Source organism: Bradyrhizobium sp. 35 (genome assembly GCF_023073215.1).
GTDB lineage: Bacteria > Pseudomonadota > Alphaproteobacteria > Rhizobiales > Xanthobacteraceae > Bradyrhizobium > Bradyrhizobium canariense_D.
In genome coordinates this window covers 95,583-118,599 of record NZ_JADPJC010000168.1, presented here as the reverse complement: position 1 = coordinate 118,599, position 23,017 = coordinate 95,583, and the positions used below count along the sequence as shown (strand labels likewise).

21 protein-coding genes, 2 tRNA genes and 1 pseudogene are annotated in these 23,017 nt (G+C 63.7%); 18 read left to right on the top strand and 6 right to left on the bottom strand.

The window, feature by feature from the left end; translation table 11 throughout:
- Window positions 1-98: 98 nt before the first annotated feature.
- The gene (locus tag IVB36_RS39140; protein WP_247395024.1) at window positions 99-683 is read right to left on the bottom strand and encodes a CoA-binding protein; all 585 of its coding nucleotides are present in this window, start codon (window positions 681-683) and stop codon (window positions 99-101) included.
- Window positions 684-795: 112 nt separating this feature from the next.
- The gene (locus IVB36_RS39135; RefSeq protein WP_018455122.1) at window positions 796-1,620 is read right to left on the bottom strand and encodes an enoyl-CoA hydratase; all 825 of its coding nucleotides are present in this window, start codon (window positions 1,618-1,620) and stop codon (window positions 796-798) included.
- 86 nt (window positions 1,621-1,706) lie between these two features.
- Here IVB36_RS39135 and IVB36_RS39130 point away from each other — a divergent pair, with 86 nt between their 5' ends.
- The 6 genes from IVB36_RS39130 to IVB36_RS39105 all read left to right on the top strand — a co-directional run bounded on the left by IVB36_RS39130 (window position 1,707) and on the right by IVB36_RS39105 (window position 5,392).
- A complete protein-coding gene (locus IVB36_RS39130; RefSeq protein ID WP_007603483.1) occupies window positions 1,707-2,135 on the top strand; it encodes a PaaI family thioesterase in 429 nt (142 codons plus the stop codon).
- Between the two features lie 157 nt (window positions 2,136-2,292).
- Window positions 2,293-2,757, top strand: a complete 465-nt coding sequence (rplM, locus tag IVB36_RS39125) for a 50S ribosomal protein L13 (protein WP_018455120.1) — start codon at window positions 2,293-2,295, stop codon at window positions 2,755-2,757.
- A 1-nt stretch (window position 2,758) separates the two neighbouring features.
- A complete protein-coding gene (gene rpsI / locus IVB36_RS39120) occupies window positions 2,759-3,238 on the top strand; it encodes a 30S ribosomal protein S9 (protein WP_007603485.1) in 480 nt (159 codons plus the stop codon).
- 229 nt (window positions 3,239-3,467) lie between these two features.
- Window positions 3,468-4,700, top strand: coding sequence for a GGDEF domain-containing protein (locus IVB36_RS39115; protein ID WP_018455119.1), 1,233 nt, complete (start codon window positions 3,468-3,470; stop codon window positions 4,698-4,700).
- Between the two features lie 57 nt (window positions 4,701-4,757).
- Entirely contained in the window at window positions 4,758-4,994 is a 237-nt protein-coding gene (locus tag IVB36_RS39110; protein WP_018455118.1) for a hypothetical protein, read from the top strand.
- Window positions 4,995-5,095: 101 nt separating this feature from the next.
- On the top strand, window positions 5,096-5,392 hold the full coding sequence (locus IVB36_RS39105) for an antibiotic biosynthesis monooxygenase family protein (protein WP_018455117.1): 297 nt from the start codon (window positions 5,096-5,098) through the stop codon (window positions 5,390-5,392).
- Window positions 5,393-5,398: 6 nt separating this feature from the next.
- Here the strand turns inward: IVB36_RS39105 and IVB36_RS39100 are convergent, their stop codons facing one another.
- Window positions 5,399-6,535, bottom strand: a complete 1,137-nt coding sequence (locus tag IVB36_RS39100) for an AI-2E family transporter (protein ID WP_039799329.1) — start codon at window positions 6,533-6,535, stop codon at window positions 5,399-5,401.
- A 136-nt stretch (window positions 6,536-6,671) separates the two neighbouring features.
- Here IVB36_RS39100 and IVB36_RS39095 point away from each other — a divergent pair, with 136 nt between their 5' ends.
- Complete coding sequence (locus IVB36_RS39095; protein WP_247395021.1) at window positions 6,672-7,376, top strand: hypothetical protein; 705 nt, start codon at window positions 6,672-6,674, stop codon at window positions 7,374-7,376.
- 90 nt (window positions 7,377-7,466) lie between these two features.
- Complete coding sequence (locus IVB36_RS39090) at window positions 7,467-8,240, top strand: gamma-glutamyl-gamma-aminobutyrate hydrolase family protein (RefSeq protein ID WP_018455114.1); 774 nt, start codon at window positions 7,467-7,469, stop codon at window positions 8,238-8,240.
- A gap of 318 nt (window positions 8,241-8,558) precedes the next feature.
- On the opposite strand, the gene glnA is transcribed toward IVB36_RS39090, so the two are convergent.
- Window positions 8,559-9,968 (bottom strand): type I glutamate--ammonia ligase, encoded by a 1,410-nt coding sequence (glnA, locus tag IVB36_RS39085; RefSeq protein WP_007603494.1) that lies wholly within the window; start codon window positions 9,966-9,968, stop codon window positions 8,559-8,561.
- 149 nt (window positions 9,969-10,117) lie between these two features.
- Entirely contained in the window at window positions 10,118-10,456 is a 339-nt protein-coding gene (locus IVB36_RS39080) for a P-II family nitrogen regulator (protein ID WP_007603495.1), read from the bottom strand.
- Between the two features lie 380 nt (window positions 10,457-10,836).
- On the opposite strand from IVB36_RS39080, the gene IVB36_RS39075 reads away from it, so the two are divergent.
- On the top strand, window positions 10,837-12,336 hold the full coding sequence (locus tag IVB36_RS39075) for a bifunctional ADP-dependent NAD(P)H-hydrate dehydratase/NAD(P)H-hydrate epimerase (protein ID WP_018455113.1): 1,500 nt from the start codon (window positions 10,837-10,839) through the stop codon (window positions 12,334-12,336).
- A pseudogene (locus tag IVB36_RS39070) lies at window positions 12,336-12,777 on the top strand (GNAT family N-acetyltransferase). Before IVB36_RS39075 ends, IVB36_RS39070 begins: the two are co-directional and overlap by 1 nt.
- A 1-nt stretch (window position 12,778) precedes the next feature.
- On the opposite strand, the gene IVB36_RS39065 reads toward IVB36_RS39070, so the two are convergent.
- Complete coding sequence (locus IVB36_RS39065; protein WP_247395018.1) at window positions 12,779-14,083, bottom strand: multicopper oxidase domain-containing protein; 1,305 nt, start codon at window positions 14,081-14,083, stop codon at window positions 12,779-12,781.
- A gap of 153 nt (window positions 14,084-14,236) precedes the next feature.
- Between IVB36_RS39065 and IVB36_RS39060 the strand changes: the two genes are divergently transcribed.
- The 8 genes from IVB36_RS39060 to IVB36_RS39025 all read left to right on the top strand — a co-directional run bounded on the left by IVB36_RS39060 (window position 14,237) and on the right by IVB36_RS39025 (window position 22,903).
- Window positions 14,237-14,321, top strand: a tRNA-Leu gene (locus IVB36_RS39060).
- Window positions 14,322-14,494: 173 nt separating this feature from the next.
- Entirely contained in the window at window positions 14,495-15,856 is a 1,362-nt protein-coding gene (gene tig, locus IVB36_RS39055) for a trigger factor (protein ID WP_018455110.1), read from the top strand.
- A gap of 331 nt (window positions 15,857-16,187) precedes the next feature.
- The gene (locus tag IVB36_RS39050) at window positions 16,188-16,823 is read left to right on the top strand and encodes an ATP-dependent Clp protease proteolytic subunit (RefSeq protein WP_007611005.1); all 636 of its coding nucleotides are present in this window, start codon (window positions 16,188-16,190) and stop codon (window positions 16,821-16,823) included.
- A 441-nt stretch (window positions 16,824-17,264) separates the two neighbouring features.
- Window positions 17,265-18,536 carry an ATP-dependent Clp protease ATP-binding subunit ClpX gene (gene clpX / locus IVB36_RS39045; RefSeq protein WP_007603503.1) on the top strand — a complete coding sequence of 424 codons (1,272 nt, stop codon included), beginning with the start codon at window positions 17,265-17,267 and terminating at the stop codon, window positions 18,534-18,536.
- 322 nt (window positions 18,537-18,858) lie between these two features.
- Window positions 18,859-21,282, top strand: coding sequence for an endopeptidase La (lon, locus tag IVB36_RS39040; RefSeq protein WP_018455109.1), 2,424 nt, complete (start codon window positions 18,859-18,861; stop codon window positions 21,280-21,282).
- Between the two features lie 87 nt (window positions 21,283-21,369).
- Window positions 21,370-21,774: a GFA family protein gene (locus tag IVB36_RS39035; RefSeq protein ID WP_018455108.1), complete on the top strand. Its 405-nt coding sequence runs from the start codon at window positions 21,370-21,372 to the stop codon at window positions 21,772-21,774.
- Window positions 21,775-21,837: 63 nt separating this feature from the next.
- A tRNA-Val gene (locus IVB36_RS39030) sits at window positions 21,838-21,914 on the top strand.
- Window positions 21,915-22,042: 128 nt separating this feature from the next.
- Entirely contained in the window at window positions 22,043-22,903 is an 861-nt protein-coding gene (locus IVB36_RS39025) for a methyltransferase domain-containing protein (RefSeq protein WP_085353363.1), read from the top strand.
- Window positions 22,904-23,017: the final 114 nt, after the last annotated feature.

Here is a 23,017-nt window from a genome sequence, read left to right as displayed (position 1 = left end):
GCTGATTGGCGCCGCGGCTGCCGTCAAGGCGCGGCTTCACATCGAAACGATCGTGCTACGCATTGTCGCGTTCGCGAAATGAAACCTTCGCAATTGCGTCAGCTTTGCTCGGTCTTGTTTTTGGCGGCGCGGTCCGATGCCGCAGTGTCGCCGCCGCCGACACTCATCCGATTGAGGGATAGCCGCATGCCCTGCGTCGGCACCGGAGCGCGTTTCGAGCTCAGCGTGCGTGAATTGACGCCCATCCACGAGATCTCCGACGACAGGCGGCCATATTCGATCTTGGGGCAGCGGTTCATCACCACCTTGATACCGACCGATTCCGCCTTCAGCGCCGCCGCATCGTCGCGCGCCCCCAACTGCATCCAGATCACCATCGGCAGCGGATCGAGCGTGAGGGCTTCCTCGACCACGGGCATGATGTGGCTGGAGTTGCGGAAAATGTCGATCATGTCGATGGTACGGCCGATGTCGGACAGCGAGGCGACGAAGGGTTTTCCGAGCAGCTCCTTGCCGACATGGCCGGGATTGACTGGGATCATGTCGTAGCCACGCTGGGCCAGATATTTGAACGCGAAATAGCTCGGCCGCACGTTGGCCGGCGAGGCGCCGACCATCGCGATCGATTTCACGTTGTTGAGGATGCCCCGGATGTAATTGTCGGGATAGGCGTCGTGGTTCATTGGCTCATCTTTTCGGGCTCACGCCGTCATTGCGAGGAGCGAAGCGACGAAGCAATCCAGTCTGTCTCCGCGGAGGGATTCTGGATTGCTTCGCTTCGCTCGCAATGACGAATTACTCATCCCGCCATGTCGGCGTGCGCTTCTCGATGAAGGCGCCGATGCCTTCCTCGGCGTCGCGCGCCATCATGTTCTCGGTCATCACCTCTGCCGCATAGCGATAGGCATCTGCAAGGTTCATCTCGGCCTGGCGGTAGAACGCCTCCTTGCCGAGCTTGACGGTATAGGCGGATTTCAGCGCGACCTGTTCGGCGAGCGCAATGGCGGCATGGCGCTCGTTGCCGGCGGCGACGACACGATTGACGAGCCCGATCTCGCGGGCGCGTGCGGCCGGGATCGGCTCGCCTGTCAGCAACATCTCCATCGCCTGCTTGCGCGGCACATTGCGCGACAGCGCCACCATTGGCGTCGAGCAGAACAGGCCGATGTCGACGCCGGGAGTGGCGAAGTGTGCTGCTTCCGAGGCGATCGCGAGATCGCAGCTTGCCACGAGTTGGCAGCCGGCCGCGGTCGCGATGCCCTGGACGGATGCGACCACGGGCTTGGGCAGGTGCACGATCGCCTGCATCATCGCGCTGCAGGCGGTCATCATCTCGGCGAAGAAGGCACGGCCCCGATCCGGATCGGCGCGACGCGCGGTCAGCTCCTTCATGTCGTGGCCGGCGGAGAAGGCGGGACCGTTGGCCGCGATCACGACGCCGCGGACGGTCTTGTCGTCGCGGATCTCGTTGAGCTCGGCGTGCAGGCTTGCGATCATCGCCGCCGACAGGCTGTTGCGGGCGGTCGGGCGGTTGAGGGTCAGGACCGCGATAGGGCCGACGGTCTCGCGCAGCAGGATCGGCAGTTGCGGGGAGGGGGCGCGGGCGGCCTGGACGGACATCAAAGCGTTTCCGGTTGGATTTTTGCGATTGGATGACGCAGATAACTTAATGTAACAGGGGACGTGAAGCGAGGGTGAGGGGCAGCATGGCGTTAGCGAAAATGAGCGTGGCGGAGCTCGAGCAGTTCCTCCGCAACGAGTTTCCCCAGGCCTTCAGCGGCGACGACATCACGATCGAGAGCGCGGACGGTCAGGCCTGCCTTTTGCGTCAGCGCTATAGCGAAAAGATGCTGCGGCCGGGTGGAACCGTGTCCGGCCCGACCCTGATGGCGCTCGCCGATTTCGCGATGTACGTGGTGCTGTTGTCCGCGATCGGGCCGATCGGGCTCGCGGTGACCACCAATCTCAACATTAACTTCCTGCGCAAGGGCCAGCCCGGGCAGGACGTGCTGGCGGAGGCGCGGCTGCTCAAGCTCGGCAAGCGCCTCGCAGTCGGTGAGGTGAAGCTATTGTCCGGCACCTCGCCCGACCCGATTGCGCATGTCACCTCGACCTATTCCATTCCAAACGTTTGAACTTTTTACGGGTATCTTAATACCATATTTCTAAGTCGTTGATATTGAACAAGTAAATTCCGCCTGTGGGCATTGACCGCGGCGCCTCTGTTCTCTAGAAAACCGCCAGTCCGGTGCGGTGTTCGCGCCGATGCTCCCCGTTCACGGAAACTCTGACATGAAAACCTTTTCGGCAAAGCCGGCTGAGGTGACGAAGAAGTGGGTACTGATCGACGCCAAGGGTCTGGTCGTCGGCCGTCTCGCCACCATCGTCGCCATGCGCCTGCGCGGCAAGCACCTCCCGACCTACACCCCGCACGTTGATTGCGGCGACAACATCATCATCATCAACGCGCAGCATGCGGTTCTCACCGGCCGCAAGCGCGAGCAGAAGACCTATTACAAGCACACCGGCTATGTCGGCCACGTCAAGGAGCGCACCGCGCGCCAGATCCTGGAGGGCAAGCATCCCGAGCGCGTGCTCGAGAAGGCCGTCGAGCGCATGATCCCGCGTGGCCCGCTCGGTCGCGTCCAGATGGGCAACCTCCGCGTCTATGGCGGCGCCGATCATCCGCACGAGGCCCAGACGCCCGAGAAGATCGACATCGCCAAGTTGAACCGCAAGAACACGAGGGCCGCATAACATGGCCGAATCCATCCAGTCGCTCGACCAGCTCTCGCAGCTCAAGACGGCGGCCGCGCCCGACGCGCCCAAGCACGAGAAGAAAGTCGACAAGTTCAACCGCGCCTATGCAACCGGCAAGCGCAAGGACGCGGTCGCCCGCGTCTGGATTAAGCCAGGCGCCGGCAAGGTCACGGTCAACGCGCGCGAGGTCGAGGTCTATTTCGCCCGTCCCGTGCTGCGCATGATGATCGAGCAGCCGTTCTCCGTGGCCGCGCGGTCCGGCCAGTATGACGTGATCTGCACCGTCGCCGGCGGTGGTCTGTCCGGCCAGGCCGGTGCCGTCCGTCACGGCATCTCCAAGGCACTGACCTATTTCGAGCCGGAGCTGCGCACCGTGCTCAAAAAGGGCGGCTTCCTCACCCGCGACTCCCGCGTGGTCGAGCGCAAGAAGTACGGCAAGGCCAAGGCCCGCCGGTCCTTCCAGTTCTCGAAGCGTTAATCGCATCGGTCGCATTCGTCGCGAAAGCGGCTTCAATGAAATGCAAAAGGGCGCTGATTTCAGCGCCCTTTTTGCTGTTCGTTTGTATGCAAATTGATGACGTGTTTCCTGAAAACTTGGGCTCGCATGAAAACCTGAATGGAACCCGCGGGACATAGCGTCGCTTTTGGAAGGGCGCGCAAATCGGTTGATCCGATCGCGTAACTGCTATGTCTAGAAGGGGGCCGACATGATGTCGCTCGATAGCATCACGCTCTATTTGGTCGCCACCATGGTCGCCGCACTGCTCGGCGCCATGATGGTGTTTTTCGGAAGGCAGGAGAATAGCGCTGCGCTGAAATGGTGGGGCACCGCCTATCTCCTCGGCGCCGCATCGGTCGCGCTCTGGACGGCGGCGGGCGACAGATTGGGGCCGCATCTTTACCTTGCGCTGAACGCGGTCGGCTTCGTCGCGTGCGGCATGGTGTGGAATGCGGCGCGCGTCTTCCACGGCCGCAAGCCGAATTGGCCGGGTCTCCTGGTCGGCGCGCTCGCCTGGGTCGCTGCCGCCACGTTGCTCGATCCCGCCGCGTCCATGCTGCGCATGATCGTCGGCGCCGGCATCGTGTCGGTCTATGCGGCGTTGACCGCCAGCGAGCTCTGGGTCGAGCGACGCAAGAGCCTGCAACGGCGCTGGCCGGCCTTCGTGGTGCCGGTGATGCACGGCTGCGTCTTGATGCTGCCGATCGTGCTCGGCAGCTTCCTGCGTCCGCACGATGCGGGTTTCGCCAGCAGCATCTGGGTCACCGTGTTCGCGGTCGAGCTCGTGCTTTATGCCGTCGGCACCGTGTTCGTGATCTTCATGCTGGTGTCCGAGCGCACCGTCACCGCGCACCGGACCGCCGCCTCCACCGATCCGCTGACCGGCATGCTCAACCGCCGCGGCTTCTCGGAAGCCTGCGGGCGCGTGATCGAGCGCGAGGCAAAGGCCGGACGTCCCGTGACCGTGATGATCTTCGATATCGATCATTTTAAGTCGATCAACGACCGATTCGGCCATCCCGCCGGCGACGAGATGCTGAAACTGTTCTCGACCGTCGTCGTCAGCAATCTGCGCATCAGCGACATGTCGGGTCGCATCGGCGGCGAGGAGTTCGCCGCCCTCCTGCCGTGTTCGCTCGAGGAGGGCGTGCTGGTCGCTGAGCGCGTGCGCGAGGCCTTCGAGACCTCCGGCGTCGTCGTCGACGAGGGCCCGGTCGACACCACCGTCAGCATCGGCGTCGCCGGCGGTCCGGCCGGCACCGAGCTCGAAGTGCTGCTGGCCTCGGCCGACACCGCGCTCTACCAGGCCAAGCGCGGCGGCCGAAACCGCGTCGAGTCGGCGGAGGAGCTGCCACTGTCGCTGGAGAACTGGCGCCGCCAGAGCGCCGCGCGGATCGGCGTGCCCAACACGCAGTCCAAAGCGCAGCCGGCGACCGCCTAGGCAAAGGAGGCCTCGCGGTAATCCCCTGTTTACCATTCGATCCCTACCATTGCGGTCATGGAATCGATCCGTCGACAGAACCCGCAGACCGCCTTGATGTCGCTCGAAGCCGCGGCGACTTCGGCACGCGGCGGCTTCGCGTGCCTGTTCTCGACCGCGGACGAATACGAGAGCGCGCTGATCACCGAGCGCCGCGCCCAGGGGCGCTACACGCAAGGCCGCAATTACTGGCCGCTCGCGCTGTTCGCCGGTTGTGCGCTGATGGTGGTGGGCACCGTTCTGCTGCTCGCCTGAGTGATCTGCATTCTTGGACCGGGCAGGGCGCCGTTTCGGCGCCTTTTTCTTTGTCGCGGGCTGCGGTAGACACGCCCATCGAACAAAATGGGTGGAAACAGATGATCACCGAGATCGCGCAAATCGACGTCAAGCCGGGCAGCGAGAAGGATTTTGAGGCCGCCGTTGCCAAGGCGAAGGCCGCTTTCGGCCGCTCCAAGGGTTTTCACGGTTTCGAGCTGCACAAGTCGATCGAGAAGCCGCAGCGCTATCGTCTGATGGTGAAGTGGGAGACGCTCGAGAACCACACCGTCGATTTTCGCGGCTCCGAGAATTTCACCGAATGGCGCGGCCTCGTCGGCCAGTATTTTGCGGCACCGCCTGAGGTGGAGCACACCGAAACCGTGCTCATCACCTGAGGCGGCTCAGGCCGCCTCCGCCAGAGGCGGCGCTTCATACGTCTTGAAATGGTCGATCACGACTTTGGCGATGGCGACCAGTGGCAGCGCCAGCGCCAGGCCCCAGATCCCGAACACGACGCCGAGCAGGATCTGGAACGCGAACAGCGTGGCCGGCGGAATGTCCAGTGCCTGCCGCTGCAGCAGGGGCGTCAGCACGTAGCTCTCCATGGCGTGGACGCCCATGAAGAGGAGAAACGCCGACAGCGCCGGAATCCATCCTGAGGCGAGGCTCGCCAGCACGACCACGACGCCGGCTATGATGGCGCCGACGGTCGGAATGAAGCCGAGCAGTCCCGCCTGAATCCCGAGAATGAAGGAGCCCGGGATGCCGATGATGAGAAGCCCGATCCAGGTTACCGCGCCGACCGCGAGCATGACGATCATCTGTGCGATCAGCCATCGTTCAAGTGTCTCGCTGACGCGGTCGATGATGACGGCCGTGCGCGCGCGATGTTTTGCAGGCGCGATGAACAGCAATCCCTCGCGATAGACGCTGGGTTGGGCGGCGAAGGCGACTCCCAGAAACAGCACGATGAAGATGTTTCCCACGCCGTGGATGGTGCCAAGCAGCAGCTTGAACGTCTGGCTCACGATCGCCCCGCCGCTGGAGGCAAGGGCGCCTGCGCCGGGTATTGCCCCGCGCGACGCCGTGCCGGCCGACGGCGTCGGCTCCGGTTGCGCGTCGGGAGACGAACCGGGTCCGGAGCTCCCGAAATCGAAGAAGCTGGTGTCGATGCCGTGATTGTCCAGGAATGATTTGACGTTGCCGATCTGGGATTTGATGGTTTTGCTGAGTCCCGCCGCCTGATCGGCGATGGTGGCGCCGCCGAGATATGCGATGCCCGCGAGCATCAGCGCGAGGGCCAAGCAGACGATCGCGAGCCGCAGCGTATGCGGAAGACGCGCGTGCCGGCCAAGCGCGTTGGTCAGCGCGTTGAGCCCAAGGCCCAGCAGCACCCCGGCGAAGATCAGGAGCAGGGTGGTGGCGAAGTACCAGGAGAACGCGAGCAGCACGGCGAACAGCACCACACCGATGCCGCCGACCGAAATGCCCCAAGCCAGATCAAAACGGGTCGGGGGTCGTTCATTCGGGAATGTGATCACGCAATGTCCTTTAGGTGGACCGGGGGGCACTCTTTCGACAAACACGCTTTTGATCAAGACCGCGTCAACGCGCTGGTTTGACGCTGCCGTATGAACGGTGCAGACCGACGAGGAGAGAACAGGTGGGGCGCGCTTGAGTTTCATCAGCAAATGGGTGGGTCTGCTCGGGCTTCTGGCCGTGCTCGTGATTGGCGACCAGATCCGGATCAATCGGCCCGGTCACAAATATCGCCTCGCGGTCGAGGTGACGACGCCTGACGGGATCAAGACCGGGTCGGGCATTCTGTCCGTCGTGCCCGATCGCGGCTATAGCCGGGGCGGCCGCACCACGATGCGCGGCGAGGCCGTGTTCGTCGACCTCGGCCGGGGAAAGAATGTGGTGGCATTGCTCGCGCATCAGCAGGGCGCGAAGCTCGATCTCGACGACATCAACGATGTCGCGCTCCGCGCTTATGGCGCTGCGCGAGGCAACCGCGTCTCGTTCAACGAGCTCAACCGGCAGACCGGCGTCGTCGCGGTGCAGGGCGACCTAATGCCCGTGCTGGTGAGCTTTGGCGATCCCCTGGACCCTACGACCGCGCGCCTTGTCGCCGGCGACCATGTGGAGGCGGTGCTGGGCGACGGTTACGCACTCCGTGGCCTTACCGCCGAAACAGTGCCCAACGGGCTTTGGCCGATCGATTTCGGTGGCGCGCTCGGGGAGCCCGTGACGCGCGGAATCGAGACGAAACTGCCCTGGTTGGCTGCGCCGGGCGACCCGGCGGCGACCGCGCTGAAGATCGCCGGCCTGCCCCTTGGCGGCGCGATCGTGGCCCGGGAGGCATTTGCGCGAAAATAGCATTGCCGTCCCGCGTACCCTTCTGTTGAATTTGTTCCACCCCAGGGGCATGTTTGGAGAATCGTCTTCGGCGAGAGGTCTGAACGGGAGATGAGAAAGCCGGTCGTCGGCGTGATCGGGAACGCCCATCGCGTTGAGAATCGATTTCAGGTCCAGATGGTCGGCGAGCGTAATCTGCGCGCCGTGGCCGAGGTTTCCGGCGGTCTGCCGGTGATGTTCGCGGGCTCGCCCGACATCACCGATATCGGCGCGCTGCTCGATACCGTCGACGGAATCGTGCTCACCGGCGCCCGCGCCAACGTCCATCCGACCCGTTTCAACGTCGATCCGTGTGAGGCGCACGAGCCCTACGACATCCACCGCGACGAGGTGGCGCTGGCGCTCTCGGTCGCCTGCGTTGCCCGCGGTATCCCGCTGTTCGGCATCTGCAGGGGCCTCCAGGAGATGAACGTCGCCTTCGGCGGCTCGCTGCATCCCGAGATCCGCGAAATCCCGGGCCGCATGAACCATCGCATGCCAAGGCTTGAGAACGGTGAGATCCATCCCGACCCGACAGTGGTGTTCGCCGATCGTCACGACGTCGATCTGACACCGGGCGGCGCGTTCGCGGAATTGCTCGGCTGTGACAAGATCAGGGTCAATTCGCTGCACGGCCAGGGCATCCTCGATCCCGGCAAGCGCGTGCTGATCGAGGGCATTGCCGAGGACGGCACCATCGAGGCGATCCGCATCGCGGAAGCCAAGACCTTTGCGCTCGGCGTGCAATGGCACGCCGAATACGACCCGCAGCACAATCCGATCAACCGAAAACTGTTCGAGGCGTTCGGTCAGGCCATGGTGGCGAAGCAGCGCGCGGCGGCGTAGCTGCGGGGCTGCGCCGAGGCCTATAAGGCTATCGATCGTTGCGACCGGCGGCGGAGGATTGGCGATTTTCGCAAACAGGCACGAGAACTAGTCTCCAGGATGGATTTCGCGGCGCTGAATGCATCCTGCGAATTACCAACAGCGCTCGCGATCTCTCGGGCGCAATAAACCAGATATCAAGAATTGATGCGCGCCAGTTTTCTCGATTCCGATTCGTTCTTTGAGAACGAAATGGAGTCAGACGCAGAACGAAACTCGATGACCACAAAAAAGGCGCCCCGAGGGGCGCCTTTCGTGCGTCGTGGTCGTTCGGGCCACCTAGCCCGAATAGTACATCTCGAACTCGACCGGGTGCGGGGTCATTTCGAAGCGGGCGACTTCGGTCATCTTCAGCTCGATATAGGCGTCGATGAAATCGTCGTCGAACACGCCGCCGTTCTTCAGGAAGCCGCGGTCCTTGTCGAGGTTTTCGAGCGCCTCGCGCAAGCTGCCGCACACCGTCGGGATCTGCTTCAGCTCTTCCTTCGGCAGATCGTAGAGGTCCTTGTCCATCGCCGGACCCGGATCGATCTTGTTCTTGATGCCGTCGAGGCCAGCCATCAGCATCGCGGCGAAACCGAGATAGGGATTGGCGAGCGGATCGGGGAAGCGCACCTCGACACGCTTGGCCTTCGGCGAAGCAGTGTAGGGGATCCGGCAGGAGGCCGAGCGGTTGCGCGCGGAATAGGCGAGCAGCACGGGAGCCTCATAGCCCGGGACCAGACGCTTGTAGGAGTTGGTCGACGGATTGGTGAAGGCGTTGATCGCCTTGGCGTGCTTGATGATGCCGCCGATGTAGTGGAGGCAGGTCTCCGACAGGTCGGCGTATTTGTTGCCGGCGAACACCGGCTTGCCGTCCTTCCAGATCGACTGGTGCACGTGCATGCCCGAGCCGTTGTCGCCGAAGACCGGCTTCGGCATGAAGGTGGCGGTCTTGCCGTAGATGTGCGCGACCTGGTGGATGCAGTATTTGTAGATCTGCATGTGGTCGGCCATCAGCGTCAGCGTGTCGAACTTCATGCCGAGCTCGTGCTGGGCGGAGGCGACTTCGTGATGGTGCTTCTCGACCTTCACACCCATCTTGGCCATGGCGCCGAGCATCTCCGAGCGCATGTCCTGCACGGAATCCTGCGGCGGCACCGGGAAGTAGCCGCCCTTGGTGCGGACACGATGGCCGAGATTGCCGCCTTCATATTCGGTGTCGGAGTTGGTCGGCAGCTCCGAGGAGTCGAGGCGGAAGCCGGTGCTGTAGGGATTGGCGGAGAAGCGCACGTCGTCGAACACGAAGAATTCGGCTTCGGGGCCGACGAAGACGGTGTCGCCAACGCCCATCGACTTCACCATCGCCTCGGCCTTCTTGGCGATGCCGCGGGGATCGCGGTTGTAGGGCTCGCCGGTGGTCGGCTCGAGCACGTCGCAGGTGATGACCATGGTGGTCTCGGCGAAGAACGGATCGATCGTCGCGGTCACCGGATCGGGCATCAGGCACATGTCGGACTCGTTGATCGCCTTCCAGCCGGCGATCGATGAGCCGTCGAACATCGTGCCTTCGGCGAAAATGTCCTCATCGATCATGCTGATGTCGAAGGTGACGTGCTGCCACTTGCCGCGCGGATCGGTGAAGCGCAGGTCGACGTATTTGACGTCGTTGTCCTTGATCGATTTCAGGACGTCTTTGGCGGTCTTCATGCATACCCCTTTTGGCTCTGCGGGTCGGTTTCCAAACTTCGAGCGACCGTGTTCACGCTTCTTGAGGCGCGCGAGGCACAAACAAAACGAGGCCGCCGAAGCAGCCTATTTCTTGTCAGAATGTCGCAAAATGCGGGATAGCACCCGGCTCAGATAGCGTCCAGCCCGGATTCGCCGGTTCGGATGCGGATCGCCTCTTCGATGTTGGAGACGAAAATCTTGCCGTCGCCGATGCGCCCGGTTTGCGCGGCGCGGCGGATTGCGTCGATGGCGCGCTCGACCAGATCGTCGCCGATCACGATCTCGATCTTCACCTTGGGCAGGAAGTCGACGATGTATTCTGCGCCGCGGTACAGCTCGGCGTGACCCTTCTGCCGGCCGAAGCCCTTGGCTTCGGTGACGGTGATGCCCTGAAGGCCGACTTCCTGAAGCGCTTCCTTCACCTCGTCGAGCTTGAATGGCTTGATGATGGCTTCGATTTTCTTCACTGCGCGCCTCCCGGCCTTTCGAACAAATAGCAACGTCTTCGTCAGGATGCGCTTTCTTAACGCACGATCTTGTCTTCGCTATGCCGGGATCCCTGACCAGTCCGGCAACAACGGCCGGCCACACCCTGATAAATGCCAGTGAGCACGACGAACCGAAGCGACTTCCGCGAAAGCAGGGTCTATGCCAAGTTGCAAATGCCCTGATTATTGGAGCGTTATCAGCCTTTTAACGTGCAGCTCTGATAGGTGGCGCCGACCCGCACAAAATACCGCAGACTACGAAATAGGCAAACGGTTCAATACTTGTGCAGATCGTTGTTCCGCCGGATAGCCCGGTGCGGAACGTGCCTGTTGAAAAGGCTTTTGGACAGGGAAGTGGCATGGAAGTTCTGACCAACGCCGAAATGCAGCGCGCCGACCAGCTCAGCATTGCAGCAGGCACCCCCGGATTCAAGCTGATGCTCAGCGCCGGCCAGGCGGTCGCCGAGGCCGCGAACGCACTGGTGGAGCAGGGGCCGATCCTGATCGTGGCCGGCCCGGGCAACAACGGCGGGGACGGTTTTGTCGCAGCCGCCGAGCTCGCCGCGCAAGGCCGCGAGGTCTCGGTGATCCTGATGTGCGAGCGGGACCAGCTCCAGGGCGACGCGGCCTCGGCGGCGCGGGGTTGGAAACACCCGGTGCTCCCGTTCAACCCGCAGGCGATCGGGCGACCGGCGCTGATCATCGATGCGCTGTTCGGCGCGGGCCTCAGCCGTCCCGTCGAGGGCGAGGCGCGTGAGATGATCGAGGCGATCAACGCCAATGGTGCGCCGGTGCTCGCGGTCGACCTGCCGAGCGGCATCAACGGCACCAGCGCGGCCGTGCTGGGCGTGGCCGTGAACGCCGCCGAGACCGTCACCTTCTTCCGCAAGAAGCCGGCGCATCTGCTGCTGCCGGGGCGCATGCATTGCGGTCACGTCCGCGTCGCCGACATCGGCATCGAGGCGCAGGTGCTGGACGAGATCGCGCCGCGGATTTTTGAGAACGATCCGGACTTCTGGGGCTCGGCCTTTCCGGTGCCGCGCATCGACGGCCATAAATACGCGCGAGGTCATGTGCTGGCGGTCTCGGGCGATGCGGCGGCGACCGGTGCGGCGCGGCTCGCCGCGCGCGGGGCGCTGCGCGCCGGCGCGGGCCTGGTGACTCTGGCCACGCCGCGTGATGCGCTGGCGATCAATGCGGCTGCGCTCACCGCGGTGATGGTTCACCCCGTCGATACCGCCATCGAGTTCGGCGAGCTGCTCGGCGACAAGCGCTACAACACCTGCATCATCGGCCCTGGCGCGGGCGTCGGCGAGCGCACCTGCGATCTCGTCCACACGGCGCTTACCTCCCAGCGGCGCCTGGTGCTCGACGCGGACGCGCTGACGAGCTTTGCCGCCAATCCCGAGCGCCTGTTCGAATCGATCAAGACGTCGCAGGACAAGGCGGTGGTGCTGACGCCGCACGAGGGCGAGTTCCCGCGGCTGTTCTCCGACCTCAGCAATAAACATCCGGGGCGCTCGAAGATCGAGCGCGTGCGCGCCGCCGCCGAGCGCTCCGGCGCGGTCGTGCTGCTGAAGGGCGCCGACACCACGATTGCCGCGCCCGACGGCCGCGCCACTATCGCCGCCAACGCTCCGCCCTGGCTCGCCACCGCGGGTGCCGGCGACGTCCTCGCCGGCATCATCGCAGGCCTCCTTGCGCAGGGCGTCCCGGCGTTCGAAGCCGCCAGCATCGCGGTGTGGATGCATGGCGAAGCGGCGAGCGAGGCGGGGCCGGGCCTGATCGCGGAGGATCTCACCGAGACGCTGCCCGCCGTGCACCGACGGATCTATCATGCGCTGGGGATCGAGTACTAATGCTCAGGCCGCTCGCGCTCACCGATATGGGCGCGGCGGCGCAGGTTCACCGGGCTGCATTCGACCATGCGCTGCCCTGGCTTTGCTGGGCTGCATACGCCGGATGAGGACCGCTGGTTCTACCGCGAGCATGTCTTGGCGACGTGCCGCGTGTGGGGACGCTTCGATGCCGATGTACTGAGCGGAATCATCGCTGTCCGTGACGGCTGGGTCGAGCAGCTTTACGTGCTTCCTGCTGTTCAAGGGCGCGGCGTCGGCACCGAACTCCTCGATATCGCCAAGCGGGCCAGCGAACAGCTGGAGCTCTGGACCTTCCAGCGCAACGCGTTGGCGGGCCGCTTCTATGAAGCGCGCGGGTTCACGCTGATCGAGCAGACCAACGGGACCCGAAACGAGGAGAAAGAACCGGACGCTCGCTATCTTTGGACGCGTGGCCGATAGCTCACTCCACCCCGTACCAGCGCACCAGCCGCGGCGCGGCCCAGTCGGTGACGACGGATTCGATCAGCCACCGCCCGGGAGAGGCCGCAGCGAATGCGATGCGCTGGGTCTGGCCGGGTTCGATCGCGAGCGTGTCGAGCCAATAGGGCTTCCAGCCGTCGTCGAGCTTGTCGAGCAGGCGGAAATGGTGGCCGTGGAGATGGAAGACGGTTGCGACGGAGGCGGGGTTCTTGAGGGCCAACACGACGGTGCGGCCGGCCTTGGTGCGAAAGGCGGGGGCGGAGGACGTCGAGAAATTTGCGGCCGGTACCCACCCGGCGTCGGCTGCCCCGAGAGCGACACCGAATCGCAGGGCGCCCCTCAGATCGAGCCGGTCGGGCAGGTCATTCGGAGGGAGTGGCAAGAGCGGCAACGGCGGCGCGCGCCGGTCAAGCTTGCCGGAGACCGTCAGGCGGCCGACCTGGCGCGCCTCCTTGCCGTCATGCAGCAGGAATGGGGCCGATGTGGCCGCATCCACGAAGGCGTCGGCGCGTGCGCCGGGAGCCAGCACCAGCGCGCCGTTGCGAGCCGGGAACGGCTCAGCCGGCTGTCCGTCCAGGGCCACCACGTGGACCTCGTGACTTTCCAATTTGATCGCCAGAACAGAACGTTGCGAGCCGTTGATAAAGCGCAGCCGCAGCCGCTCATTTGCTGAAGCTGAGAGTTCGAATGAAGTCGTTCCGTTGATTGTATAGAGCGGGGATGTGTCCTTCGGGTCCCGGCCCGGGGCAAGTGCGGTCCCATCCGGCCGCAGCCGCCACTCCTCGATCAAGAGGACCACGTCGCGATCGGCGGCGACCGTGTTGGTCTCGGTGGCGATGATCGGAAGCGGGCGCGCGGGCTGCTTCAGGCCGTCCTCGAACAGCCGGAAGTCGGCCAACAGGGTTCCCGCGGTTGGCACTGAAATGATTGATGTTTCCGTCGCGTCCGGGGCCGTCGGTGCGCGACCCCGAAGCGGGTCGGCCGCGGCCGGGCCATTGAGGCCGTACCAAACTGGTGCAAGCGGCACAGGCAGGTCGTTGCGGAAGACCACCTCGCAGCGGTCGCCACGTTTGAGGCGGACATCCCCGAGATGGCTGACGGCGGCCAGCTCCCAGATGGGTATAGCCGGCTGCCCCGACCTCAGAGCCAGCGTTGCCGGCCTTGCCTGAAGCGCGAGTTGGGCGGTCACGGCCGGGACTGCGCCGCCCGCCGTCAGCCCGGCCGCAGAGGCGCCAAATCCGGCCAAAACCTCGCGCCTCGTCAGGTCGAAGATCCGCGTTTTCATGGGCCGATCCGGACCACGCCGTGCTGGATAAGTCCAGCCGTCGTGCCTAGGTGAAGCCTGCCTCTATCGGGCCATTTTTTTGCTGCGAACAGGCGGGCACATGCTATAAGCCCGCCGCCCGCGGCATCGCGGCCGGTCTTGATGCAAATTTACGCGGGCGTGGCGGAACTGGTAGACGCGCTGGATTTAGGTTCCAGTGACGAAAGTTGTGGGGGTTCGAGTCCCTCCGCCCGCACCAAGCGCTTTCAGCGTTTGCACGGATTACGCGATCTGCTCCCGCGCGGATGTTTGTCCGCCGGAAGTCGGTCCGATGAACCACCGGCGTTGAGGCGTTCGCCTCGCGCCGGATCGATTAATGACAGCGTCCCGACGCATGCGCGCCGGGACCGAACGAGAAGAAGATTGGACACCATGCAGGTCACAGAAACCCTCTCGGAAGGTTTGAAGCGCGAGTTCAAGATCAGCGTTCCCGCGTCTGATCTCGACGCCAAGGCCGGTGCCAAGCTCGTCGACCTCAAGGACAAGGTTCGCATCAACGGCTTCCGTCCCGGCAAGGTGCCGGTCACGCACCTCAAGAAGGTCTATGGCCGCTCGGTGATGGCCGAGACCATCGACCAGACCATCCGCGACACCAACACTCAGCTGTTCTCCGAGCGCGGCTTCCGCCTGGCGACCGAACCGAAGATCACCATGCCGACCGAGCAGGCCGAGGTCGAGGAGCTGCTCAACGGCAAAACCGATCTGACCTACACGGTTGCGATCGAGGTGGTGCCGTCGATTGCGCTCGCCGACTTCAAGACCTTCGAGGTCGAAAAGCCTGTGGCCGAAGTCACCGACGCCGACGTCGACGAGGCGATCAAGCGCATCGCCGATTCGAACCGTGGCTATGCCGCGAAGGGCGAGGGCGCCAAGGCCGAATCGGGTGATCGCGTCACCGTCGCCTTTAAGGGCACCATCAACGGCGAAGCCTTCGAAGGCGGCGCCGGCGAGGGCATCCAGGTGGTGATCGGATCCAACACCTTCATCCCCGGCTTCGAAGAGCAGCTCATCGGCATCGCCGCCAACGAGACCCGCACGCTGAAGGTGGCGTTCCCCAAGAACTACATGAACGACAAGCTCGCCGGCCAGCCGGCCGAGTTCGAGACCACCGCGACGCTGATCGAGGCGCCGCAGGATCTCGCGATCGACGACGAGTTCGCGAAGACGCTCGGCCTGGAATCGCTGGACAAGCTGAAGGAAGCGGCGCGCGAGCGGCTGGTGGCCGAGTTCGCGACCGCGACCCGCCAGCGCGTCAAGCGCGCGCTGCTCGACCGCCTCGACGAGGCCCATCGCTTCGAGGCTCCGCCCTCGCTGGTCGACGAGGAGTTCAATCTGATGTGGAACTCGGTGAAGGCCGAGATGGAGTCCGCCGGCAAGACCTTCGCCGACGAAGACACCACTGAAGACGCCGCCAAGGAAGAGTACCGCAAGATCGCCGATCGTCGCGTGCGGCTCGGCCTCGTGCTCTCGGAGATCGGCGAGAAGAACAAGATCTCCGTGACCGATGACGAGGTCGGCCGCGCCGTGATCGAGCGGGCGCGCTCGATGCCGGGCCGCGAGAAGGAGGTCTGGGACTATTACCGCAGCAACGCCCAAGCCTTGGCCCAGCTTCGTGCACCGATCTATGAGGACAAGGTCGTCGACTTCATCCTCGAGCTTGCCAAGGTGACCGAGAAGAAGGTCTCGCGCGACGATCTCTACAAGGACGACGAGGCGGAAAAGACCGCGGCCTGAGGGCTCCAGAAGAGCCTTTAGGAGAGCCTCCAGGATAGCCTTGCATTAAGGATGATCAGCGAAGAGGTCGAGCTAGCCAGGTGGCCGGCTGGGCCTCTTTGTACGAATCAGCTTCAACTGCCTCACGGATTAAGCCTTAATTCGCTCCGCACTTGTCAGGCGCGAATTGGGCTATATCTGTCGCTACGCCCTCTGCTTCTGCCAAGTGCCTCTACCAAGTTCTTCTGCCAAGTTCCTGCATCACGGGACGTCCATCGGCCTTCCGGCAGATCCAGCCCCGACTGGCAGCCGGGCCTGGCGATGTCCGCCTCTTCAAAACCCTAGGTGACTCATGCGCGATCCGGTTGAAACCTACATGAACCTCGTGCCCATGGTGGTCGAGCAGACCAACCGTGGCGAGCGCGCCTACGACATTTTCTCGCGCCTTCTGAAAGAGCGAATCATCTTCCTGACCGGGCCGGTCGAGGACGGCATGTCGACGCTGATCGTCGCGCAGCTGTTGTTCCTTGAGGCGGAAAATCCGAAGAAGGAAATCTCGATGTACATCAACTCGCCGGGCGGCGTGGTGACGTCGGGCCTCGCGATCTACGACACCATGCAGTTCATTCGTCCGCCGGTCTCGACGCTGTGCACCGGACAGGCCGCCTCGATGGGCTCGCTGCTGCTCTGCGCCGGCGAGAAGGACATGCGCTTCTCGCTGCCGAACGCGCGCATCATGGTGCATCAGCCCTCCGGCGGCTTCCAGGGCCAGGCCACCGACATCATGCTGCACGCCCAGGAAATCCTGAACCTGAAGAAGCGGCTCAACGAGATCTACGTGAAGCACACCGGCCAGACCTACAAGGCGATCGAGGACGCGCTGGAACGCGACAAGTTCCTGACCGCGAGCGACGCCAAGGAGTTCGGCCTGGTCGACAGGGTGATCGACAAGCGCGCCGAGGAAACCGCGTCGCCGAAGACCCCGTAGCACTACTGTGCCGGCAATCCCTCTGGGACCGCGGGCACCATCAGGGAGCGTTCACGTTAAGGACACGTGCGCGCGTCGCAAAACGCACTTTTGCGCCCTGCGACAGGCAGAAAGTTCCGCTTTCGTGCTTGTTTTTCGTGGCAATCCAGCAACGCCGGGGTGATTTCGATCACTTCGCCCGTGCCAAGACCGGAAATCACGGTATTGTCACGGGTAGCCGGCGACCCCCGATTAGCGAATTCTTGATAGTCGGGTGCCAGCATGGTTCGCTATGACTGATCGGCTATGATCGCGGGGAATCGAATGACCGCGATTCGCACGGCATGTAACGCGTAGGGTCTTTTTTGGTACGGAATTTGCTCTATTTGAAGGACTGTACCGGCTGTCGTGCCGGAATAGGGCGATCGAGCGGACGGGATCGAACCGCGGACGGAGACATGAATGAGTAAGGTCGGCACGAGCGACTCCAAGAACACGCTGTATTGCTCGTTCTGCGGCAAGAGCCAGCACGAAGTGCGCAAACTGATCGCGGGTCCCACGGTCTTCATTTGCGACGAGTGCGTTGAGCTCTGCATGGACATCATTCGCGAGGAGAACAAATCCTCGCTGGTGAAGTCGCGCGACGGGATTCCGACGCCGAAGGAAATCTGCAAGGTGCTGGACGATTACGTGATCGGCCAGAACCATGCGAAGAAGGTCCTCTCGGTCGCGGTGCACAATCACTACAAGCGCCTCAACCACCAGACCAAGCACAACGACGTCGAGCTTGCGAAGTCGAACATCCTGCTGATCGGTCCGACCGGCTCGGGCAAGACGCTGCTCGCGCAGACGCTCGCCCGCATCCTGGACGTGCCGTTCACGATGGCGGATGCGACGACGCTGACCGAAGCCGGCTATGTCGGCGAGGACGTCGAGAACATCATCCTGAAGCTGCTCCAGGCCGCCGACTACAATGTCGAGCGTGCCCAGCGCGGCATCGTCTACATCGACGAAATCGACAAGATCAGCCGCAAGTCCGACAATCCCTCGATCACGCGCGACGTGTCGGGTGAGGGCGTGCAGCAGGCGCTGCTCAAGATCATGGAAGGCACGGTGGCTTCGGTCCCGCCGCAGGGCGGCCGCAAGCATCCGCAGCAGGAGTTCCTGCAGGTGGACACCACCAATATCCTGTTCATCTGCGGTGGTGCGTTCTCGGGCCTCGAAAAGATCATCTCGGCACGCGGACGTTCGACCTCGATCGGTTTCGCCGCTCAGGTGCTCGCACCGGAAGACCGCCGCACCGGCGAAATCTTCCGTCATGTCGAGCCTGAGGATCTCCTGAAGTACGGCCTGATCCCGGAATTCGTCGGCCGTCTGCCCGTCGTGGCGACGCTGGAGGATCTGGACGAGGCTTCGCTCAAGAAGATCCTGGTCGAGCCGAAGAACGCGCTGGTGAAGCAGTACCAGCGGCTGTTCGAGATGGAGAACATCGAGCTGACCTTCGCCGACGAGGCGCTTGGCGCGGTTGCCCGCAGGGCGATCGAGCGCAAGACCGGTGCGCGGGGGCTGCGTTCAATCCTCGAGGCGATCCTGCTCGAGACCATGTTCGACCTGCCGGGCCTCGAAGGTGTGGAAGAAGTCGTGATTTCCCGCGAAGTCGTGGAAGGAACGGCGCGTCCGCTCTACATCTACGCCGATCGGTCCGATCGCGCCGTCGAGAACGCCAGCGCCTGATTTCGGCGCTGGAACGCTCCAATCGTCTCCTCAAGCAGGGGCTGCGGAAAGTATCTCCGCAGCCGGTGTTGCGTCGCTTATTTGCGTGCGTAAGCGCCTGATGGCGCGCGTCTTTCAATGACTTGACACCCCCCGGGTCGATAGCCACCTAATGTCGGCGGCGAGTAAAAATTCTCTTCAAGATTCGCCTCAGTTCCGATTCGGCAAGCCGGTCCAACCTCAAAAGGACCGATCGGTATTGCGGGTCACCTCGGCACCTTGTGGCGGTTGCGCATGAGCATGGCGGGCTGCGTGCAAGGGGGCAAAGCAAAAGGAAAAGGCCATGACCAATCCAAAACCCAGGCCAACCATCGTCCATGGCGAAACGCACGCCTATCCCGTGCTGCCCCTGCGCGACATCGTCGTCTTCCCGCACATGATCGTTCCGCTCTTCGTCGGCCGCGAGAAGTCGATCCGCGCGCTCGAAGAGGTGATGAAGAACGACGCGCTGATCATGCTCGCGACCCAGAAGAACGCGTCCGACGATGATCCGGCACCCGATTCCATTTACGAGACCGGTACGCTTGCCAGCGTGCTCCAGCTCTTGAAGCTTCCCGACGGCACTGTGAAGGTGCTGGTCGAAGGGCTCGAGCGGGCGCGCGTGCAGAAGTACACCGATCGCGCCGACTATTACGAAGCGACCGCGATTGCGCTCGCCGATACCGATGCGAAGTCGGTCGAGGCGGAGGCCATGGCGCGCTCCGTCGTGTCCGACTTCGAGAGCTACGTGAAGCTCAACAAGAAGATCTCGGCCGAGGTCGTCGGCGTCGTGCAGGCGATCACCGATTTTGCCAAGCTCGCCGACACCGTCGCCTCGCATCTCGCCGTCAAGATCGCGGATCGCCAGGGCATCCTGGAGACGCTGTCGGTCACGCAGCGCCTGGAGAAGGTGCTGGGCCTGATGGAGAGCGAGATCTCGGTGCTCCAGGTCGAGAAGCGCATCCGCTCGCGCGTCAAGCGCCAGATGGAGAAGACCCAGCGCGAGTACTATCTCAACGAGCAGATGAAGGCGATCCAGAAGGAGCTCGGCGACGACGACGGTCGCGACGAGCTCGCCGATCTCGAAGAGAAGATCTCCAAGACCAAGCTCTCCAAGGAAGCGCGCGAGAAGGCGCAGCATGAATTGAAGAAGCTGCGCCAGATGTCGCCGATGTCCGCGGAAGCGACCGTCGTGCGCAACTATCTGGATTGGCTGCTGTCGATTCCGTGGAACAAGAAGTCCAAGGTGAAGAAGGATCTGGAAGCCGCGCAGGCGGTTCTGGATGCGGATCACTACGGGCTGGAGAAGGTCAAGGACCGCATCGTCGAGTATCTCGCCGTACAGTCGCGCGCCAACAAGCTGACGGGCCCGATCCTGTGCCTCGTCGGCCCTCCCGGCGTCGGCAAGACCTCGCTCGGCAAGTCGATCGCGAAGGCGACGGGGCGCGAATTCGTGCGCGTCTCGCTCGGTGGCGTGCGCGACGAGGCCGAGATCCGCGGGCACCGCCGCACCTATATCGGCTCGATGCCCGGCAAGATCATCCAGTCGATGCGGAAGGCGAAGTCGTCCAATCCGCTGTTCCTGCTGGACGAGATCGACAAGATGGGCGCCGATTTCCGCGGCGATCCGTCCTCGGCGCTGCTCGAGGTCCTCGACCCCGAGCAGAACGCGACCTTCAACGACCACTATCTCGAGGTTGACTACGATCTGTCCAACGTGATGTTCATCACGACCGCGAATACGCTCAATATTCCGGGACCACTGATGGACCGCATGGAGATCATCCGGATCGCGGGCTACACCGAGAACGAGAAGGTCGAGATCGCGCGCAAGCACTTGATCCCGACCGCGGTGTCCAAGCACGGCCTGGACTCCAAGGAGTTCTCGATCGACGACGACGCGCTGCTGCTTCTGATCCGCCGCTACACCCGCGAAGCGGGCGTGCGCAATTTGGAGCGTGAGCTCTCCACACTCGCCCGCAAGGCGGTGAAGGAGCTGATGATCTCCAAGAAGAAGTCGGTCAAGATCACCGAGAAGACTCTCGAAGAGCTTCTGGGCGTGCCGAAGTACCGCTACGGTGAGATCGAGAGCGAGCCGCAGGTCGGCATCGTCACCGGCCTTGCCTGGACCGATGTCGGCGGCGAGTTGCTGACGATCGAAGGCGTCATGATGCCCGGCAAGGGCAAGATGACGGTCACGGGCAATCTGCGTGACGTGATGAAGGAATCGATCTCGGCGGCGGCGTCCTATGTCCGCTCGCGCGCGATCGTCTACGGCATCGAGCCGCCGCTGTTCGACCGGCGCGACATCCACGTGCACGTGCCGGAAGGCGCGACGCCGAAGGACGGTCCGTCGGCGGGCGTGGCGATGGCCACCGCGATCATCTCGGTCATGACCGGCATCCCGGTCCGCCACGATGTCGCGATGACCGGCGAAATCACGCTGCGCGGCCGCGTGCTGCCGATCGGCGGCCTGAAGGAGAAGCTGCTGGCTGCTGCCCGCGGCGGCATCAAGACGGTGCTGATTCCTGAGGACAACGCCAAGGATCTCACGGAGATTTCCGATGCGATCAAGGGCGGCATGGAGATCATCCCGGTCTCGCGCCTCGACGACGTCGTCGCCAAGGCGCTGGTCAAGAAGCCAGTGCCGATCGTCTGGGAAGAGGACACCAAGGTGACGGTGAAGCCGGACGGCGACGAAGCCGCCGGCGGCCTGACCGCTCACTGAGATCGCAGCTCGAAAAAGATGATAAAACGGCGCCTTCGGGCGCCGTTTTTTTGTGGGGCATTTTGTTTTGGGCAGCGGATGACGACAATGCACATCGACGGGCAATGCCATTGCGGCGAGATTACCTTTGAAGCCGAGATCGACCCGGAGACGGTGTCGGTCTGCCACTGCACCGATTGCCAGACACTGACCGGCTCGCCCTTCCGGGTGACGGCCGTCTGTTCGGGCGCCGAAGTCCGCCTGACTGCCGGCACGCCCAGGATCTACGGCAAGCGCGGCGACAACGGCCGGATGCGCTTCCAGCACTTTTGCGCCGACTGCGGTTCCCCGCTGTTCACGAGCGGCGACGGCGACCAGGAGGACGATTGGGGCATCCGCTGGGGCAGCATCCGCCAGCGCGACAAATTGCGGCCCGTCAGGCAGATCTGGTGCCAGTCGGCGGCGGTGTGGATCGACGCGGTGCCGCTGCTGCCGGGCCGGCCACAGGATTGAGGCCCTGGAATTGGCGTTCCGCGCTTGCCCGTTCGGGGCCGGTAGGGATAAAGAAGCGGCGAGGGGCGGTTAGCTCAGCTGGTTAGAGCATCTCGTTTACACCGAGAGGGTCGGGAGTTCGAATCTCTCACCGCCCACCAGCCTTTGCTCGCTTCGCGAGCTTCGGCTCGGCGAGCCAGCCTCACACGTTATTGGCGCGAAGCGAACGAAGGCTGCCGCGCCGAAGCCGATAGGCGCAGGCGGGCGATACCGAGCCACAGAGGCCCTGATGCAACAACCAAGCGGACACGAGCAGAACGCCGATCAGATCGCCTACTGGAATGGCCCCAGCGGGCAGCGCTGGGCCGATCGCCATGCGGCGCAGGAGAGCCTGCTGGGACCCATTGCCGACGTGCTGATCGCCCGCGCCAGGCCGAAGCCGGGCGAGCGCGTCCTCGACATCGGCTGTGGCTCCGGTGCGACGACGTTCGCGTTCGCGAAGGCTGTCGCGCCTGATGGCTTTGCGCTCGGGCTCGACGTCTCCGAGCCGATGCTGTCGCAGGCGCGCGCGTTTGCGCCAAAAGGCCTGCCGCTCGATTTCGTGCTGGCCGATGCGACGGTGCATCCGTTCGAGCCGGCGAGCTTTGACCTGCTGGCCTCGCGGTTCGGCGTGATGTTCTTCGCCGATCCCATCGCGTCTTTCACCAATCTCCGCCGCGCGCTGAAGCCGACGGGACGGTTGGCGTTTGCCTGCTGGCGCGAGCCGAAGGAAAATCCGTGGATGATGGCGCCGCTTATGGCGGTCTACAAGCACGTTCCCAAGATGCCGCCGGTCGGGCCGGAGGAGCCGGGCCCGTTCGCCTTCGCCTCCGAAGAGCGCGTGACGCGCATCCTGAAAGGCGCGGGCTTCGTCGACGTCGCGATGGAGCCGCACAATCTCGCGATGGACGTCGCGATTGGCGGCGGGCTCGATGCCGCGGTCGAAGGCTCGCTCCAGATCGGCCCGGCGAGCCGCGCGCTGCAAGGGCATCCGCCGGAGACCTATGCCGCGGCAAAAGCCTCGATCCGCGAGACGCTCGCGCCGTTCCTGAAGGGTCAGAGCGTGGCGCTCCAGGGCGCGATCTGGATCGTGACGGCGAAGGCGGCGTAGGCGTCGCTCTGTCCTCATCATTGCGAGCGCAGCGAAGCAATCCAGACCGTTCTCCGCGGAGGCAGTCTGGATTGCTTCGTCGCTTCGCTCCTCGCAATGACGATGGGGACGCAG

What these genes read in the sequence shown, in the direction of transcription:
- IVB36_RS39140 (WP_247395024.1), bottom strand. Translation starts at nt 683, where the DNA reads ATGAACCACGACGCCTATCCCGACAATTACATCCGGGGCATCCTCAAC.
- IVB36_RS39135 (WP_018455122.1), bottom strand. Translation starts at nt 1,620, where the DNA reads ATGTCCGTCCAGGCCGCCCGCGCCCCCTCCCCGCAACTGCCGATCCTG.
- IVB36_RS39130 (WP_007603483.1), top strand. Translation starts at nt 1,707, where the DNA reads ATGGCGTTAGCGAAAATGAGCGTGGCGGAGCTCGAGCAGTTCCTCCGC.
- rplM (WP_018455120.1), top strand. Translation starts at nt 2,293, where the DNA reads ATGAAAACCTTTTCGGCAAAGCCGGCTGAGGTGACGAAGAAGTGGGTA.
- rpsI (WP_007603485.1), top strand. Translation starts at nt 2,759, where the DNA reads ATGGCCGAATCCATCCAGTCGCTCGACCAGCTCTCGCAGCTCAAGACG.
- IVB36_RS39115 (WP_018455119.1), top strand. Translation starts at nt 3,468, where the DNA reads ATGATGTCGCTCGATAGCATCACGCTCTATTTGGTCGCCACCATGGTC.
- IVB36_RS39110 (WP_018455118.1), top strand. Translation starts at nt 4,758, where the DNA reads ATGGAATCGATCCGTCGACAGAACCCGCAGACCGCCTTGATGTCGCTC.
- IVB36_RS39105 (WP_018455117.1), top strand. Translation starts at nt 5,096, where the DNA reads ATGATCACCGAGATCGCGCAAATCGACGTCAAGCCGGGCAGCGAGAAG.
- IVB36_RS39090 (WP_018455114.1), top strand. Translation starts at nt 7,467, where the DNA reads ATGAGAAAGCCGGTCGTCGGCGTGATCGGGAACGCCCATCGCGTTGAG.
- glnA (WP_007603494.1), bottom strand. Translation starts at nt 9,968, where the DNA reads ATGAAGACCGCCAAAGACGTCCTGAAATCGATCAAGGACAACGACGTC.
- IVB36_RS39075 (WP_018455113.1), top strand. Translation starts at nt 10,837, where the DNA reads ATGGAAGTTCTGACCAACGCCGAAATGCAGCGCGCCGACCAGCTCAGC.
- IVB36_RS39065 (WP_247395018.1), bottom strand. Translation starts at nt 14,083, where the DNA reads ATGAAAACGCGGATCTTCGACCTGACGAGGCGCGAGGTTTTGGCCGGA.
- tig (WP_018455110.1), top strand. Translation starts at nt 14,495, where the DNA reads ATGCAGGTCACAGAAACCCTCTCGGAAGGTTTGAAGCGCGAGTTCAAG.
- IVB36_RS39050 (WP_007611005.1), top strand. Translation starts at nt 16,188, where the DNA reads ATGCGCGATCCGGTTGAAACCTACATGAACCTCGTGCCCATGGTGGTC.
- clpX (WP_007603503.1), top strand. Translation starts at nt 17,265, where the DNA reads ATGAGTAAGGTCGGCACGAGCGACTCCAAGAACACGCTGTATTGCTCG.
- lon (WP_018455109.1), top strand. Translation starts at nt 18,859, where the DNA reads ATGACCAATCCAAAACCCAGGCCAACCATCGTCCATGGCGAAACGCAC.
- IVB36_RS39035 (WP_018455108.1), top strand. Translation starts at nt 21,370, where the DNA reads ATGCACATCGACGGGCAATGCCATTGCGGCGAGATTACCTTTGAAGCC.
- IVB36_RS39025 (WP_085353363.1), top strand. Translation starts at nt 22,043, where the DNA reads ATGCAACAACCAAGCGGACACGAGCAGAACGCCGATCAGATCGCCTAC.